The organism is Micromonospora sp. NPDC047738 (assembly GCF_040642675.1).
GTDB lineage: Bacteria > Actinomycetota > Actinomycetes > Mycobacteriales > Micromonosporaceae > Micromonospora.
In genome coordinates this window covers 124,273-140,307 of sequence record NZ_JBEYSO010000015.1, presented here as the reverse complement: position 1 = coordinate 140,307, position 16,035 = coordinate 124,273, and the positions used below count along the sequence as shown (strand labels likewise).

Genomic DNA, 16,035 nt, shown 5'->3' with positions numbered 1-16,035 from the left:
CGGTGACCGCACCGCCCCTCGACCCGCCGGCGCCACCCGACGCCGGCGATTCCGTGGCCGCCGCCGAGCTGGCCGCCGAGGTCGACGGCGTGGTGCCCGCCGGCCCGGCCACCGTCGAGGCGGCCGCCGCCGGGGAGGGCAGCGGCTTCACCGTCCGGCTGGCCAACTTCACCGGCCCGTTCGACCTGCTGCTCCAGCTGATCAGCAAGCACAAGCTCGACGTCACCGAGGTGGCCCTGCACAAGGTCACCGACGAGTTCATCGCGTACATCCGGGCCATGGGCGACCAGTGGGACCTGGACGAGACCAGCGAGTTCCTGCTGATCGCCGCCACCCTGCTCGACCTGAAGGCGGCCCGGCTGCTGCCCGCCGCCGAGGTGGAGGACGAGGAGGACCTGGCCCTGCTGGAGGCCCGGGACCTGCTCTTCGCCCGGCTGCTGCAGTACAAGGCCTACAAGGAGGCGGCGGCGCACCTCGCCGAGCTGGAGGCGGTCGGCGGTCGCCGCTACCCCCGGGCGGTCACCCTGGAACCCCGGTACGCCGACGCGCTGCCGGACCTGGTGCTCGGCATCGGCCCGGAGCGGCTGCTCAAGCTGGCGCTCAAGGCAATGACCCCGAAGCCGGTGCCCGAGGTGTCGATCGCGCACGTGCATATGGTCCGGGTCAGCGTCCGGGAGCACGCGGAGATCATTTCGGCGCGGCTGCGCCGGGCCGGCACGGCCACCTTCTCGTTGCTCTGCGCCGACTGTGAGATCACCCTGGAGGTGGTGGCCCGCTTCCTCGCCCTGCTGGAGCTCTACCGGCAGGGGTTGGTCGCCTTCGTCCAGGAGCAGGCCCTGGAGGAGCTGACCGTCCGCTGGACCGGCTCCGCCGACGGCGACACCGAGCTGACCATCGACGAGTACGCCGGCTCCCCGGAGCCGGCCGCCCCGGCGGCGCCCGCGACCGCCGGCGACGACCCGGCAACGACGCAGGAGTGACCCCGATGAGCGAGCGAAGCGGAGTGCCGGCATGAGCGACGAGGAGCGCCACGACTCCCTGGCCGACCAGGCCGCCGCCTGGGTCCCGCCTTGGCAGCGCCCCGCACCGGAGAGATCCGCCCCCGCCGAGCCCGCCGCCGAGGCAGATCCGGAGTTCGCCGCGGCCGAGCCTGCCGCGACCGCAGCGCCGGCGGAGGCGGCCGAGCCCCCCACGCCGGAGCCCGAGCCCGCCCCGGCCGCAGCGCCGGCAGCAGCCGAGCCCGCCACCCCGGAGCCCGAGCCCGCCGCAGAGCCCACGCCCACCACCGCGGATCCCGAGCCCGCCGCAGATCTCCGCAGGGACGGGTCCCTGGAGGGCCCGACCCCTGCCAATATCTCCACGTCGCCGGAACCGGCCGCCGATCTTGGTGTGGAGGTGCCCCTGGAGGGGCCGAGCGGTACCAAGATCTCCGAGGCGCCGACGGAGGCGGTCGGCGGGGAATTGGCGGGGGAGAGCGGTAGTGCGGGCGTACCTCTGAAGCAGGCGGTGGGGCGGCGGCGGGTGACGGCCGTGCCGGAGCCCGCGCCGGAGCTCAGCGACGCCGAGCTGCGCGGCGCGCTGGAGGCGATCCTGCTGGTGGTGGACCAGCCGGTCAGCGAGCTGACCCTGGCCCAGGTGCTCGAACAGTCCCCGGAGCGGATCGGCCCGATGCTCGACGACATCGCCGCCGGCTACACCGCCGCCGGGCACGGCTTCGAACTGCGCCGGGCCGCCGGTGGCTGGCGTCTCTACACCCGCCCGGAATACGCCACCTACGTGGAGCGGTTCGTTCTGGACGGGCAGTCCGTGCGGCTCACCCAGGCCGCGCTGGAAACCCTGGCGGTGGTCGCCTACAAGCAGCCGGTGACCCGGTCGCGGATCTCCGCCATCCGGGGTGTCAACTGCGACGGGGTGATCCGTACCCTGGTCTCCCGCGGCCTGGTCGAGGAGTGCGGCACGGAACCGGACAGCGGGGCCTTCCTCTACCGGACCACCACCATGTTCCTGGAGAAGCTGGGGTTGAACTCGGTGGACGACCTGCCGCCCCTGGCCCCCTTCCTCCCCGACGACGTAGAAGAGCTTGCCGATGCGACGCGATGACCGTGCCCCCAAGCCCGACGCCCCCGTGTACGAGGGCGCCGAGCGCCTGCAGAAGGTGCTCGCCGCCGCCGGGGTGGGTTCGCGGCGCGCCTGCGAGGACCTGATCTTCCGGCGCCGGGTCACCGTCAACGGCCGGGTCGCGCAGCTCGGCGACAAGGCCGACCCGGCGCACGACGTCATCCACGTCGACGGGGAGCGGCTCCAGGCCGACACCCGGCTGGTCTACCTGGCCATGAACAAGCCCCGCGGGGTGGTTTCCACCATGGCGGACGAAAAGGGACGCGCGGCGCTGTCGGACTTCCTCGGCAACCGGGTGGAGCAGCGGGTCTACCACGTGGGGCGGCTCGACGCGGACAGCGAGGGCCTGCTGCTGCTCACCAACGACGGCACCCTCGCCCACCGGCTCATGCACCCGTCGTACGGGGTGCAGAAGACCTACCTCTGCGAGGTCACCGGTCCGATCCCGCGCAACCTGGGCAAGCGGCTGGCCGCCGGGGTCGAGCTGGAGGACGGGCCGGTGAAGGTCGACTCGTTCAAGGTGGTGGACACCCTGGGCAAGACCGCCCAGGTGGAGGTGAGCCTGCACGAAGGGCGCAAGCACATCGTCCGGCGGCTGCTGGCCGAGGTGGGGCACCCGGTGAGCCGGCTGGTGCGGACCGCGATGGGGCCGATCCGGCTGGGTGACCTGCGCGCCGGGCGGACCCGGCGGCTGACCAACGCCGAGGTGGCCGCCCTGTTCAAAGCGGTAGGCGACTGACCCCGGGCGTTCCGGGTACCGCTGCCGGTAGGCTTCGTCGCGGCCCGCGACGGCTCCAGGGCGTGGCGCGGCTTCAGACGCGCCGAGCTGGAGTTGTCGTAGCGGGCCGTCGTGGCGCGGATCGCGCCCGGCGGCACCGTGCGCGGGCCGTCCTGCGACGGCGGGCATCATTGACGATGGACATCCGCTCAACGGCGCCGGAGGAACCGGCGACCCGCGAGATACGGGCTGAGGAGGAACACGGTGGGGCAGAACGAACGGACCGGACGGTGCGTGGTCGCGGTGGACGGGCCATCCGGTTCGGGTAAGTCCACCGTCTCGCGGCGGCTCGCCGTCAGCCTCGGCGCCCGCTACCTCGACACCGGCGCCATGTACCGGGCGGTCACCTGGGCGGTGCTGCGCTCCGGCGTCGACCTGACCGACGTCGAGTCGGTGGCCAAGGTCGCCGGCGAGGTCGACCTGCGCATCGGCACCGACCCCCAGGGGTACGGCGTGATCGCCGACGGCGTGCACGTGGAGAAGGAGATCCGGGGCCCGGAGGTGACCGCCGCGGTGTCCGCGGTGGCCGCCGTGCCGGCCGTCCGCGAGCAGCTCGTCGCCCGGCAGCGGGAGATGATCACCAACTCCGACCGGATCGTGGTCGAGGGCCGCGACATCGGCTCGGTGGTCGCCCCGGACGCCGACCTGAAGGTCTACCTGACCGCCTCGGAGTCGGCCCGCGCCCAGCGACGCAGCGCCGAGGACGCCGCCGACGTCGCGGCGACCGCTGCCGACTTGGCCCGCCGCGACCGGCTCGACTCGACCCGCGAGGTCAACCCGCTGCAGCAGGCCCCCGACGCGGTCGTGCTGGACACCACCGAGCTGGGCATCGACGAGGTCGTCGCCCGGCTGCGGGCGCTGCTCACCGAGCGGGGCGTGGCGTGACCGAGGAACTTGGCGGCTGGGTCGAGCTGCGCGACCCCGAACTCGAGGCCGGCGAACCGTCCGGCCCGCAGCCCGTGGTGGCCGTGGTCGGCCGGCCCAACGTGGGCAAGTCGACGCTGGTCAACCGGATCATCGGCCGCCGCCAGGCGGTCGTCGAGGACATTCCCGGCGTCACCCGCGACCGCGTCCCGTACGACGCGCAGTGGAACGGCCGGGCGTTCACCGTGGTGGACACCGGCGGCTGGGAGCCGGACGCGAAGGACCGGGCCGCCGCGATCGCCGCGCAGGCCGAGGCCGCCGTCGCCACCGCCGACGTGGTGCTCTTTGTGGTGGACGCGACGGTCGGCGCGACCGATGTGGACGAGGCCGCGGTGAAGATGCTGCGGCGCAGCGCCAAGCCGGTGATCCTGGTGGGCAACAAGGCCGACAACACCGCCGTCGAGATGGAGGCGACCGCGCTGTGGTCGCTCGGCCTCGGCGAGCCGTACGCGGTTTCCGCGTTGCACGGCCGCGGCTCCGGCGACCTGCTCGATGCGATCATGGAGGCGCTGCCCGAGGCCCCGAAGGTGGTGGAGCATCGCCCCCGCGGCCCGCGCCGGGTCGCCCTGGTCGGCCGCCCCAACGTCGGCAAGTCCAGCCTGCTCAACCGCTTCTCCGGCGAGGAGCGGGCGGTGGTCGACTCGGTCGCCGGCACCACCGTCGACCCGGTGGACAGCCTGGTGGAGATCGGCGGGGAGACCTGGCAGCTGGTGGACACCGCCGGCCTGCGCAAGCGGGTTGGCAAGGCCAGCGGCACCGAGTACTACGCCAGCCTGCGGACCGCCTCCGCGATCGAGGCGGCCGAGGTGGCGGTGGTGCTGCTCGACGCCGGCGAGGTGATCAGTGAGCAGGACCAGCGGATCCTGTCCATGGTCGTCGAGGCCGGGCGGGCCCTGGTGATCGCGTTCAACAAGTGGGACCTGGTCGACGCCGACCGCCGGTACTACCTGGACAAGGAGATCGACCGGGAGCTGCGCCGCATCCCCTGGGCGATCCGGCTCAACCTGTCCGCGAAGACCGGCCGGGCGGTGGACAAGCTCGCCCCGGCGCTGCGCAAGGCCCTGGCCAGCTGGGAGACCCGCATCCCCACCGCCCAGCTCAACCAGTGGCTCACCGCCCTGGTCCAGGCCACCCCGCACCCGGTGCGCGGTGGTCGCGCGCCGCGCATCCTGTTCGCCACCCAGGCCGGGGTGGCCCCGCCGCGGTTCGTGCTCTTCACCACCGGTCCGCTGGACGCCGGCTACCAGCGGTTCGTCGAGCGCAAGCTCCGCGAGGAGTTCGGCTACGAGGGCACCCCGATCGAGATCTCGGTACGCCCGCGCAAGAAGGTCGGCCCGGGCGGGCGCGGCAAGGCCCACGGCTGAGTCTCCGCCCGTCAAGAAGCCGCCGGGGCCTCCCCGGCGGCTTCTCCTTCCTAGGACGCTTTCGGGGAGCGGAGCGGGCACCCGCGACGCGGGAGGGGCCTCTGCGCAACCGCGAAGATCCTGCGCTAAGCTGTACCGGCTGCCGCGGGCAAGACCAGCGGGAGCATCGGGACGTGGCGCAGTTTGGTAGCGCACTTGACTGGGGGTCAAGGGGTCGTCGGTTCAAATCCGGCCGTCCCGACAGCACAGCAGAAAGGCCGCTGACCGGAGCGTATGCCCTGGTCAGCGGCCTTTCTGCTGTGCTGAAACAGTGGGGAGTCTGCGATCTAGACCGCGCGTAGCTGGGGACCATTTGGGGACCGGCGGGCCTTCAGGTGGGCGCTCAGCGCGCTTCCCGCGTCCGTGATCGACTGCCGGTCCGGGTGTAGGTACCGCTGCGTTGTGGTCAGCGACCCGTGCCCGGCGATCTTCCGTAGGACGTGCACCGGCACGCCTGCGTCGGCCATCCAGGTCAGCCCGGTGTGCCGTAGGTCGTGCCGGCGTAGATGCTCGTAGCCCAGCTTCGTGACCACCTCATCCCAATGCGTCGCGTCGCGCAGCACGGCTGTGCTGATCCGACCACCGCGCGGCCCCTTGAACAGTCGGGCGTCGGGCGTGGGCGCCGCGTCCAGGCGGCGAGCCACGATCGGCCGTACCTCTTCGATCAGCGGCACCGTGCGTGCCCGCTTTGCCTTGGTGCCCTTGTCGATCAGGCCACCGGGGCTGGGTGTGGTCTGCCGGCGTACCGTCCACATCCAGGATTCCCGGTCGATGTCCTCGGCCCGTACGCCTGATACTTCCCCGATTCGCGCCGCTGTGCAGGCTGCGAATATCACCACGTCGGCCCACCCGGTGAAGCCGTTCGCGGATCGCTCGACCAGCGCGCCGGCAAGGGTGGTCAGCGATTCCCAGTCAGGCAGTGCCAGCGAGCGGGGATCGTCCAATTCGTCTGCGGCTCGCTGGTACTCGCGTTGCCACCCGGTTACCTGCGCCGGGTTGCGCTGAATGATGCCGTCACGTACGGCCTGTTCCATCACGCGGACCAGCACGGCAAGACTGTTCTTCACCGTGGATCGGCTGCATTCGTCGGCAATCCAGGAGTGAACAGCGCGGTCAACTGCGCCGTTGGTAATCATGCGAACGGGAATGTGGCCGAGGGTCGGAACTACGCGCTTGCGCCAACCTGCCAGGTAGGGATCAAGCGTCTTGCGCTCCAACCCGCGCAGCGCCAGCGTCATCACGCTCTCGCCGTATTCCGTCAGGCGCTTGGTTGCGGCGAGCGGGTCGACTCCACCCTGCGCCGCACTGGTCATTCCGTCGATCCACGCCTGCGCCTCTTCGGGCGTGGCGACCGTCGTGGACTTGGACAGCCGGCGCTTGCTGGTCGGGTCGACCCACCGGACCCGTGCGCGATAGGGGCGGTCACGGCCCGGCCGAACCTCGACGTCAGTGGCCAGCCGGACACCGATCGGCGGTTGCTGAGGTTTGCCCGGCCAACGGCGGCGTAGTCAGCGTCGTAGGCGGACATGCCAGGGGCGGACGTGCCACGCAGCTTGGCGAACACGTCGATGATGACCATGCGGGCATCGCGGTTGCGGTCCAGCCAGGCGGCGATGGCCTCGTCACCGCCCTGCGGCAGCGGCGGGCAAGCGGTGGCCAGGGTCAACCCGGCCGGCGCGGACCGTCCAGCGAGGATCTTCCCCATGCGGGACTGCAACCGGCGCGGGGTGTCCTCCAACGCGAGGTAGAGCACCGGACCCGGTTCGGTGTCGATGCTGCCGAACGCCTTGCCGCCCTCGGCGACGGTCAGGCCGAGGCCGAGGGACAACCACGACTTGCCCACCTTGGGCGGTCCGGCGAGCAGGTTCACGCCCTCGGACAGCACACCGGGCACGGCCCACCGGGGCGGTGGGAACTCCATCGCCATCAGGTCAGCGGCGGTCCACGAGGTGCGGATACGGCCCGGCTCCCGGCGGACGGGGGAGATGACTTCAGCGGCGGTGTCGTCGCCCGGCTGCACCACGCGCAGGTCGGGACGCTCAGCCGGGGCGCTCATGCGGCCACCTTTCGGGGACGCCGCGCCCCGGCCCGCAGCCCGGACGCGATCGTGCGGGCCGTCTCCACCGGCCGCAGGCCGGCGGTGTGGGCGGCGTCGGTGAGGACGGTGGTGGCGTCGGACTCGGCGAGCGCGCCACCGGCCACGAGCTGGCCGAGGGCAACCGCGGAACGGTAGAGCGCGTGATTGCGCCCGCCGGGTGCGGCGCCGGTGACCTCGGCGACCTGGGCGCGGATCGCGGCGTCGATGTAGGCGGCGCGGCGGCCGGTGCCGAGGTCGACCACCACCGGCCGCTGCGGCGGCAACGGCGCGGGTGCCAGCAGATCGGCGAGCCACCCGGGCAGCGGAGCCGGGTCGGTGTCGAGGTCGACCACGTACGGGCGGCCGGTGACCGTTGAGCCGGCGGCGACTACGTAGCCGCCGTGGGCGCGGGTGTCGACCATCGGGCCGAGAGTGCCGGCGGTGTTGCGCAGCGCCGGCCCGTCGTCCGGGTGCCGGTAGTAGAGGTGGGTGCCGCCTCGGCCGGTGGTGACGGTGTAGGTCGGGTCGATGCCGGCGGCGTGCGTGGCGGCCAGCTCGGCGAGCACGGCCAGGCCGTCACGCCCGCCCGCCCCGTCCTTCGGGGTGTCCAGGTCGACCACCACGAGGCGGGACGGGCCGCAGGCGAGGCCGATGCCGTAGGGGCGGGTCGACCACGCCCGGCGGATGCGGTCGGGGTCGGTGGTGGCTCGGGCCTCCCACCCAAGGTGACGGCCGGCGGCGCGGCAGCGCGGGTCGCGGCCGGTGCAGTCGTCGGCGGCGTGGTCGGGGAACGCGGGCCGCTTGTCGTCGGGCCGTAGCGGGAAGACGTGCCATCCGCGTTCGGCGTGGGCCAGGGCGGCGGCGAGAAGGTCAGTCACGGTGTCTCCTGTTCAGGCGGGTCGGCGGTGGGCGCGGGCGGCGTCGAGGTCGATCAGCGCGCCGCCCGTGGTGTCCGGGGCGCGGCCGGGCCGCTTCGCGGTGGTGGTGACGTTCAGGCGCAGGTAGAGGCGGCAGCGGCCGGCGTCGTTGCCGGTCAGCGGCCACCGGGTGCCGCGCTGGGTCAGATGGCCGGTGGTGACCAGGGCGGCGGTGGCGGCGTCCAGCTCGGCCGGCGTGCCGGTGAGCCAGATTTCGAGGCCAGTCAGGTGCGGGTCGCGGGGCGATGCCCCGTCGCGCCGTGGGCCGGTCATCGGGCGGCCCGCCTCGCTCGCGGCCGGGCGGCGATGGCAGCGCGGGTGACGGCCTCGCGCACGTCGCCGAGCAGTCCCACCAATTGGCGGCGGGCGGCCAGCTCCCCGGCGGCGAGGGCGACCCTGACGCGTACCTCGGCGTGGTCGCGTCCGGCGGCGGTGCGTACGCGGACCAGGACGGCGCGGGCGCGGCCGGGCAGGTCGACCACGATTTCCTCGGAGCGGTGTTCGCCGAGGCCGCATCGGTGGTCCCGGCCGCACCAGTCGGTGTGACCAGCAGCGCGGCGGTTCATCGGTTGCCCGCCTCGTACTCGTCCTTGATGTGGTTGATGACGTGCCGGCCGACGCGCAGTCGCAGGCCGGTGCCGGCACAGCGGCGGCACTCCCGCCCGGCGCGGGTGAGCGGGGAGCGCTTGCGGCCGGTGCCGTCGCAGGTGCCGCAGCGTCCGAACGGCGCGACCACGCACACGGCGAGGTAACCGAGCGTGGCCAGGGCGAGAGCGAGGCACGGAAGGGCGGCTAGCAGGTCGCGGGGGGTCATGACAGCCTCCAAGGCCGGTTTCAGGGTGTGGTCGGGGGAGGCCGCTAGGTTCCTAGCGTCCTGATCAGGTATCGGATGGCGTCCTAGGGGCGGTCCTAGGTCTAGGAGCCGTCAGGTCCTAGACCTAGGACCGATCCGTGGTTAGCTCGCGTCCCGCTTCCGGTTACGCTCCGCGATGGCGGCGATGATCGCGGCGCGTTCGAAACCGCCCCGGTTGGCTCCCTTGCCGGTGTCCGGGTCGGTGCCCCACGTCTGCCCGACCTTCACCCCGAACGGCTTCAGCGCGACGGTTACCTGCTCGGCGTCCCACCCGGCGTAGACGTCGGGCCGCAGCTCGGCCAGCCGCGTGGCGACGGTGCGGCACCACACCTTGGTCTCGCTGGCGGGCACCACGGCGGCGATGTCATCCAGCAGGTTGAACGACAGGGCCTGAGCCTTGGCCGGCTGCTCGCCGAGGGCGTGGCCGGTGAGCCGGCCTGCCGCCTCACGGGCGGTGCGGGCGCGGGTGGCGATCCGCTCGGCCATCGGCCCGTCAATGAACACGGTGTTGGTGATCCGGGCGTCGGCTCCCTCGCCGACGAAGTAGCCGGTGCCCTTGTCGCCCCAGGCGAACATGGTCGCCCGGATGCCCTGCTTGTACTTGGACGTGCCGAGCACCATGTCGTTCTCGGTCTGCCCCATGACCTTGAGGCAGAACCGGGTCGACGCGTTTGCGCTGATCCCGGTCGGGAGGCTCTTGGCGTCCGGCCGCTGCGTGGCGAACACGGTCACGATGCCCAGCGCCGGGCCGCGCTTCACGAGGTCGACGCAGATGGCTTCCAGTTCCTTGCCGTACTCGGGGTGCTCGAACCACACCTGGCACTCGTCCACGCCCACGACCAGGGGGTGAAGCCCCAAGCTCTTCTTGGACGCCAGTTCCGGGGTGACCTTGTTTTCCGGGCACAGGTCGCGGGGCAGATCGCGGATCACCTTGGCGCGGCGGCGCAGCTCGTCACGCAGCTCCCGCATTGCCGCTACCGCGTACTCGATGTCCTCGTCCTCTTCCCCGGCGCGGTAGCGGTGGGCGACCTGCTCAAGCGCGGACAGGTCGCCAGTGCCCTTGAGGTCGTAGGCGTGGATCTCCGCACGCGGGTCCAATGCGGCGATGAGCAGCACCTCCCGCAGCGTGAACGTCTTGCCCATGCGGGGGATGGAGCCGATGACCATGGCGGTGAACATGAGCGTGAGGTCGACCCACCGACCGCGTGGGTCGGTGCCGAACGGCTGCGCCCGGAACAGGTCCACGGTGCCGGCCTTGAGCAGCGGCCACGCCGGCTTGCGGGCCTTGGACATGTCCTGATCCCCGACCCACAGCACGAGGCGGCCGGGGTGCACCTCGGGCTGCCCCTCGGGCCACACACAGCCGAGCGGGCGGCCGAGGCCGGCGGCCAGCTTCTCCCGCTTCTCGATCACCTCCGTGGCGGTGACCGCGTTGGGCAGCTCCACGTCGGCGCGCCAGCCGGGGCCGTCGCGGGTGATCGGGGCGGGGAACCAGTCCTTGCCCCGGTCGCCCTTGGCGATGGCCTGGTTGATGCCGGTGATGCCGAGGTTGCCCAGCGCCCGCACCACCACATCCGAGGTCAGCTTCTGCACCCTCGGCACCACCACAGCCGTGTCGAGCAGCGGCTTGTCGGCCGGGCGGCCGAGCGCGCCGAGGGCGGCGATCAGGGCGGCGAGGGTGGCGTAGCGGGCCTCGGGCGGGGCGAGGGCGTAGGCGATGCCGAGGGCGGGCAGTACGCCGAGGACCACGGCGGCGGTGACGAAACCGCGCCACCGGACGCGCTGGTCACGCAGCTTCGACACCTTCAGGTACAGCTCGGCGTCGCCCTTGTCCGCCATGAGCTGGCGGACGTGCTCGCCTTGCAGGTCGAACAGCCACCGGCCCCACCCGGTCAGCAGCCGGCCCGCGCCGCGCGGCGCCCGCCACGCCAGCTTGCCGGCGTACTTCGGGGTGCGGGTCAGGTGATACGCCCCGGCGTGAAAGAGGTGCCCGATCGTCCACCGGGCGGCGTCGCGCAGCTCGGCCCGCGAACGCAGCCACGCCGGCACGATCGGCCGCCGCTTCGCGCCCTGCAAGCCGGCGACGGTGAACCGCGGGGACCGCTGCGCTTGCGGGGAGTCGACCAGCCGGCGACCGGCGTCGGCCGGGTCGCTTCCGTCACCGGGCGTGCCGGACGCCTGCCGCCGGGACCTGGCAGCGTCCAGGTCGACCACCTCAGCGTCCGGGGTGTTCAGGTCACGCTCGGCGGCGTGCCAGTCGAAACGGTCATCGTTCGGGGGGTTCATGATGGGGGTTCCTCCAACGGTCTACGGATCGACAGGGGGACCGGCGGCACAGCGGGTTTCCTAGGCCGTGAGCTGTGCCGCCGGGCGGAACTAGTCGTGCGTGCGAACGAGGTGCGCCAGGGCGGCGCCCATGCCGAGCACCGCCACCGGCAGGCAGGCGACGGCGGTGGTGATCCACCACGGGGCCGTGGTGACGCCGGCCGCTTCCAGAAGGTGGTAGGCGATCTGGCCGAGCGCGCCGACCAGCAGTGAGGCGATGGCCGACCACTTGGCGAACCGGCGTGCCCGGTCCGGCACCCGGCCGGACAGCCACACGTAGAGCGCGTACGCGCCGTAGGTCTCCACGCCGATCGGCAGGGTGATGGCGGAGTTGATGGAGAAGCTGTCCCAGATGCCTGGCAGCGGGTGAACCACCCCGAATCCGGTGAGTCCGCCGAGTCCGACCCAGCCGGACCAGATCGCGACGAACGCCGGCAGCGCCAGCAGCACCACCGGCCACACCACCGCCGGGCGGGACGGCGCGGGCGGGGTGGGTGTGTCCGGGTGACCGACCGTGCTGACCTCGGCCGGCGGCTCGGCGGGGGCGATCTCCACCGGGGGCGCGGCGTCCGGTTCGACCGCCGGGGCGGACTCGGGCACGGCCGGAGCGGGCAGCGGGTCCGGGTCGATCGGCTGGGCGTCCAGCGCGCCCCGGGCGGTCGCCCTCATGAAGTCCGACGCCGCCGGGTCCGCCGCCACCTTTCGGGCCGCCTCGGCGATCTCGGCGTCGGTGGCACCACCGGTGCCGCCCCGGATCAGGTTGTAGGTCCGCGTCGCGGCGGCCTGGCTCATCTGCTCGGCGAGCAGCGGCCATTCCTCGGCCAGCATCCGCCGCAGCTCGGTCGCCTTCGGTGCGCCGATGCGGTACTCGCTCATGAGTCGGTTCCGGCTGGGCACCTCGCCCAGCTCCTTGGTGAGTTCACGGGCGGCCGGCAGCAGCGCGTCTACCGGCTGCGGGTACTTCGTGCCGTTGATGGTGGGGGCAGTCATGCTGCGTCCTCCTGGGGGAAGGCGCACGCGAGGCATTCGCCCAGCGAGCGCGGGATGTAGTAGCTGCGCACCTGCCGACAGGTGGGGCACGTACGGCGGGCGGCCAACGCTTTGCCGATGGCGGCGCGTTGGGCGGGGGTGGCGGTGCGCTTCAGTCGGGCCAGGTCGACCCGGTAGAGGTAGGCGGCGCGGGTGCCGCCGACGCCGCGCCAGAGCACCTGTGCGGCGATCGGCTGACCGCCGGGGCGTAGGCCGGCGGCTGCCAGCTGGCGGCGGGTGGCGTAGCCGGGCGGGGCACCCCGCCACCAGTAGGTGGGGATGCCGTACCGCGCCCCGTCCGGATCGAAGTAGGCGGCGCGGACGCGGGTCATCAGGCCGCGCGGTGCGGGGTGGGGTGGGCGGCCAGCTCGGCGGCGGCGCGGGTGACGCGGGCCTCGGCCCGGCGCAGCCGACGCCAGTCGAGCGCGGTCGGGCCGCCGTGGTCCTCGGCGTAGATCAGGGTGATCTCGGCGTCCAACAGGTCCAGCTCGGCCGCGATCAACGGCCATTCACGGTCGATGGCCGCCAGGTCGGCGGTGGTCGGCTCTGCGGTGACGGGGGCGAGACGCTTCCTCACGGGAAACCTCCGGTGGTCGATGCGATGGGGGAGCGCGGCGGTGCGGACCAGGACAGCCCGCGCCGCCGCGCCAACTTGGGAGATGAGCTGCACGGACCTCGGCCGTGCGTGGCCACCTTTTCCGGGGAGGTGACAGCCCTTGTGTTGTCAATGAACGGGTGCACGGTGGTCCGTAGGCGCGCAGCACCGAAGCGCTGCCTTCCCCGGCTTCCGCCCGGCTGACTAGCAGACCGAATACAACTCGACGTTGTATTCATTAACGTGGACGCTACAGCGCGACGTTGTATTCGCGCAAGGCGTGAACCTTGATCAGCGCGGCGTGTTGGGTGACGGGTGGCGTACCCTCGCTGGTGATGTCTGAGACGACGGGTGAGCTACCGACTGACTGGTGGACGACTGCCGACGTACTGGCGTTCCTGAAGGCTGCGGGAGCGCCGGTAAGCCGTGCTACCTGGGCGGCCTACGTGTCCCGAGGGCAGGCGCCCGCTCCTGACCGCATGTTCGGTCGGTCGCCGGTTTGGCGGCCGGCGGCGGTCCGGGAGTGGCAGGCTTCCCGGCCGCGCAGGGGTTCCGTCGAGGTCTGAACCTGCCGTAGTGACCTCGGCCGTCTTGGCGAGTCCAGTTCGTTTCCATGGGTTCTAGTCAACGCGAGTAGCCGCTGACTTCCCATGAACCGTATGGAACTGGCGATGCATGGCCATGGAACTCAGACGGCAACCACCGATCGACGTACACCGCTAGACTCGCCGGAAACACAGCCTGCGGGGGAGGTGGGCGCATGCACGTCGTTGCCTCATGGACGGGGCAGCGCGCGCGGGCACTCCGGCTGGCGCTGCGGATGACGTTCGACGACTTCGCCGCGCACCTGGGCGTGTCCACCCGGGGCGTGACGAAGTGGGAGGCGCAGCTGGACGCGGAACTGGCAATGCGTACCCAGCAGCTCCTTGACGTAGCGTTGAAGCGAGCGGACGACGACGCGCTGGCGCGGTTCGCGCAGTTCCTCCAAGAGCCGGCGCAGTCTGCCCCCGAGCCAACGGCCGAAACGCCAACGGCCCCCGTGCTGCCGCCGAGAACCGTTGCGGCCCGCCGAGTGACACCGGACCTGCTCCGTTTCCTTCGCCGTTCGCTACGCGACCACTACACGGCAGACAACCTGCTCGGGCCTCGCGCCCTACTTCCGGCCATCACGGCTCACGCTGACACCATCGAGCAGATGGCGCGAGAAGCGTCGGGCCAGTCGCTGGACGACTTGTTGCGGGTGGGCGCTGGGTACGCCGAGTTTGCAGGCTGGCTTCACCAAGACGCGGGTGACGCGGAGGGCGCTACCGCGTGGTATCGCCGTGCGCTGGAGTGGGCCGAGGCTGGCCAGGACGACCGGATGGCTGCCTTCGTCCTGACTCGCCGTGCCGTTCAATCCATCAGCGCCCGCAACGGCGCCCACGCCGCCCGGCTGGCCAGCGCCGCACAGCGGGATCGGGGACCGGAAACGCTGCGGATCCGCGCCATCGCTGCCCAGACAGAAGCCCTCGGGTATGCGGTCCACGGTGAAGGCGGAGACGCGGATCGCGCCCTGGACCTGGCCGAGAGGCTGCTTGATGACGGCGGTGCAGACGCGCCGTTGGAAGGCGACCCGTCTGACGGGCGGTATTGCGACCTGCGGCTGTACCTGGCCATTTCGCGAGCCAAGTGCCACCTGGAACTCGGCCGCGCCTCGGCCGCCGTGTCGGCCTTCACGGCGGTGCTCGACACGCTTCCGCCGGACTACCATCGCGACCGTGGCCAGTACCTCTCCCGCCTCGCTCATGCCTACGTGCTTGCAGGTAGCCCGGAGGAGGCCTGCGCGTGCGCCGAAGAGTCCTTCGCCATCGCGGTCACGACCGGATCGTCCCGCACCCTCAATGACCTGCGAAATCTGCTCGGCCAGCTACGGCCCTGGGCCTCGTCCCCGGCCGTGGCGAAGCTGCGCGACCTGCTGACCACTGCTGCCTGACCAGAGAGGCCATCACCGTTGTTCTCGCTCGCAACCGACGCCGCGCCCGGCCGCCCCAACGAGGATTTCGTGATCGCCTCTGCCGACTTGGCGGTGGTCGTGGACGGGGCAGGCATCCCGTTCGGTGGCTGCCACCACGGCGTGGCGTGGTACGCGCGCCAGCTCGGCGTCCGAACGATGGCCGCGCTGGTCGCCTCACCGGATGTGCCAGTGGTGGATGGCTTGGCCGAGGGAATCGCAGCTGTGGCTGCGTTGCACGCTGATACCTGCGATCTGACTAACCCGGGCACGCCCTGTGCTGCGGTCGGCATTCTGCGTGTGGGGCGCGAGCGCGTCGACGCGCTGGCGCTCTCCGACGTGAGCGTCGTGGTCGACCTCGACACCGGACCGGAAGTCACGTGTGACCTGTCCATCGAGGAAATCAGCGGCACCGAGCCGGACGCGGTCGCGGGAATGCGGTTCGGTACCCCTGAACACGCCAACGCGCTGGCCGCGCTGGTCGCGAGGCAGACCGCGACCCGCAACCGTCCCGATGGATGGTGGGTGGCGGCTGCTGACCCGACCGCAGCGCAGTATGCACGGACCGCCAGCTACCCCGCTGATGCCATGCGGCGGGCCGTTGCGTTCTCGGATGGTGCTACCCGGCCAGTGGACCAGATGGAGATCTACGGTTGGCCGGAATACCTCGACCTGCTCGACAAGGTCGGTCCGGCAGGCCTGATCGCGCATGTCCGGTCCATCGAGTCGGACGACCCACACGGGGACCGGTACCCACGGACCAAGCGTCACGATGACGCTTCGCTGGCCCAGTTCTTGCCGGAGTAGCGATGGCTGTCACCCCCGTCACCGGTGTCACCCGATGGCCGTTGAGCTGCTCCAAAGCTAAGTCGACGGGTGACACCTCGGGTGACAGCACCCGAGTGAGCGCGGGGCAAGTCTCACGGGTTCACCCGGAGATGGCCTGCCGAGTCGTTTGCTCTCAACGCGGCCCGGGCCGCGTCGGCCCGGCTCCGGCATGCTGGCGCACCCGGCCGGCCAACCGGG

The 16,035-nt window shown here is 72.0% G+C and carries 16 protein-coding genes, 1 tRNA gene and 1 pseudogene; 8 read left to right on the top strand and 10 right to left on the bottom strand.

Annotated features, from left to right (window positions below; all coding sequences use genetic code 11):
- The first annotated feature begins 2 nt into the window (after positions 1-2).
- From ABZ783_RS23100 to ABZ783_RS23075, 6 genes are all read left to right on the top strand, one after another.
- On the top strand, positions 3-980 hold the full coding sequence (locus tag ABZ783_RS23100; RefSeq protein WP_357441604.1) for a segregation/condensation protein A: 978 nt from the start codon (positions 3-5) through the stop codon (positions 978-980).
- A 31-nt stretch (positions 981-1,011) separates the two neighbouring features.
- Positions 1,012-2,100: an SMC-Scp complex subunit ScpB gene (scpB, locus tag ABZ783_RS23095; protein ID WP_357441602.1), complete on the top strand. Its 1,089-nt coding sequence runs from the start codon at positions 1,012-1,014 to the stop codon at positions 2,098-2,100.
- Complete coding sequence (locus tag ABZ783_RS23090) at positions 2,087-2,857, top strand: pseudouridine synthase (RefSeq protein WP_357441600.1); 771 nt, start codon at positions 2,087-2,089, stop codon at positions 2,855-2,857. Before scpB ends, ABZ783_RS23090 begins: the two co-directional genes overlap by 14 nt.
- A 243-nt stretch (positions 2,858-3,100) precedes the next feature.
- Positions 3,101-3,781 (top strand): (d)CMP kinase, encoded by a 681-nt coding sequence (gene cmk, locus ABZ783_RS23085; RefSeq protein WP_357441599.1) that lies wholly within the window; start codon positions 3,101-3,103, stop codon positions 3,779-3,781.
- A gap of 26 nt (positions 3,782-3,807) precedes the next feature.
- Positions 3,808-5,184 carry a ribosome biogenesis GTPase Der gene (gene der, locus ABZ783_RS23080; protein ID WP_357441646.1) on the top strand — a complete coding sequence of 459 codons (1,377 nt, stop codon included), beginning with the start codon at positions 3,808-3,810 and terminating at the stop codon, positions 5,182-5,184.
- A gap of 167 nt (positions 5,185-5,351) precedes the next feature.
- Positions 5,352-5,425: transfer RNA gene (locus ABZ783_RS23075), tRNA-Pro, on the top strand.
- A gap of 85 nt (positions 5,426-5,510) precedes the next feature.
- Here the strand turns inward: ABZ783_RS23075 and ABZ783_RS23070 are convergent.
- The 10 genes and pseudogenes from ABZ783_RS23070 to ABZ783_RS23025 form a co-directional block, all read right to left on the bottom strand.
- Positions 5,511-6,536, bottom strand: coding sequence for a site-specific integrase (locus tag ABZ783_RS23070; protein WP_357441597.1), 1,026 nt, complete (start codon positions 6,534-6,536; stop codon positions 5,511-5,513).
- A gap of 173 nt (positions 6,537-6,709) precedes the next feature.
- Positions 6,710-7,279: pseudogene (locus tag ABZ783_RS23065) on the bottom strand (AAA family ATPase); the annotation flags it as partial.
- Complete coding sequence (locus ABZ783_RS23060; protein WP_357441595.1) at positions 7,276-8,178, bottom strand: bifunctional DNA primase/polymerase; 903 nt, start codon at positions 8,176-8,178, stop codon at positions 7,276-7,278. The gene ABZ783_RS23060 and the pseudogene ABZ783_RS23065, both read right to left, overlap by 4 nt.
- A 12-nt stretch (positions 8,179-8,190) precedes the next feature.
- Entirely contained in the window at positions 8,191-8,490 is a 300-nt protein-coding gene (locus ABZ783_RS23055) for a hypothetical protein (RefSeq protein WP_357441593.1), read from the bottom strand.
- Complete coding sequence (locus ABZ783_RS23050; protein ID WP_357441592.1) at positions 8,487-8,783, bottom strand: hypothetical protein; 297 nt, start codon at positions 8,781-8,783, stop codon at positions 8,487-8,489. The genes ABZ783_RS23055 and ABZ783_RS23050 overlap by 4 nt, the downstream gene beginning before the upstream one ends.
- Positions 8,780-9,031: a hypothetical protein gene (locus ABZ783_RS23045; protein ID WP_357441591.1), complete on the bottom strand. Its 252-nt coding sequence runs from the start codon at positions 9,029-9,031 to the stop codon at positions 8,780-8,782. Before ABZ783_RS23045 ends, ABZ783_RS23050 begins: the two co-directional genes overlap by 4 nt.
- 141 nt (positions 9,032-9,172) lie before the next feature.
- Complete coding sequence (locus tag ABZ783_RS23040; protein ID WP_357441589.1) at positions 9,173-11,356, bottom strand: cell division protein FtsK; 2,184 nt, start codon at positions 11,354-11,356, stop codon at positions 9,173-9,175.
- A gap of 90 nt (positions 11,357-11,446) precedes the next feature.
- Positions 11,447-12,385, bottom strand: a complete 939-nt coding sequence (locus ABZ783_RS23035) for an ABC transporter permease (protein WP_357441588.1) — start codon at positions 12,383-12,385, stop codon at positions 11,447-11,449.
- Complete coding sequence (locus ABZ783_RS23030) at positions 12,382-12,756, bottom strand: RRQRL motif-containing zinc-binding protein (RefSeq protein ID WP_357441586.1); 375 nt, start codon at positions 12,754-12,756, stop codon at positions 12,382-12,384. The genes ABZ783_RS23035 and ABZ783_RS23030 overlap by 4 nt, the downstream gene beginning before the upstream one ends.
- Positions 12,756-13,001 carry a DUF6284 family protein gene (locus ABZ783_RS23025; protein ID WP_357441585.1) on the bottom strand — a complete coding sequence of 82 codons (246 nt, stop codon included), beginning with the start codon at positions 12,999-13,001 and terminating at the stop codon, positions 12,756-12,758. The genes ABZ783_RS23030 and ABZ783_RS23025 overlap by 1 nt, the downstream gene beginning before the upstream one ends.
- 778 nt (positions 13,002-13,779) lie before the next feature.
- Here ABZ783_RS23025 and ABZ783_RS23020 point away from each other — a divergent pair.
- The gene (locus ABZ783_RS23020; protein ID WP_357441583.1) at positions 13,780-14,991 is read left to right on the top strand and encodes a hypothetical protein; all 1,212 of its coding nucleotides are present in this window, start codon (positions 13,780-13,782) and stop codon (positions 14,989-14,991) included.
- Between the two features lie 18 nt (positions 14,992-15,009).
- Complete coding sequence (locus ABZ783_RS23015) at positions 15,010-15,816, top strand: hypothetical protein (protein ID WP_357441581.1); 807 nt, start codon at positions 15,010-15,012, stop codon at positions 15,814-15,816.
- Positions 15,817-16,035 lie beyond the last annotated feature (219 nt).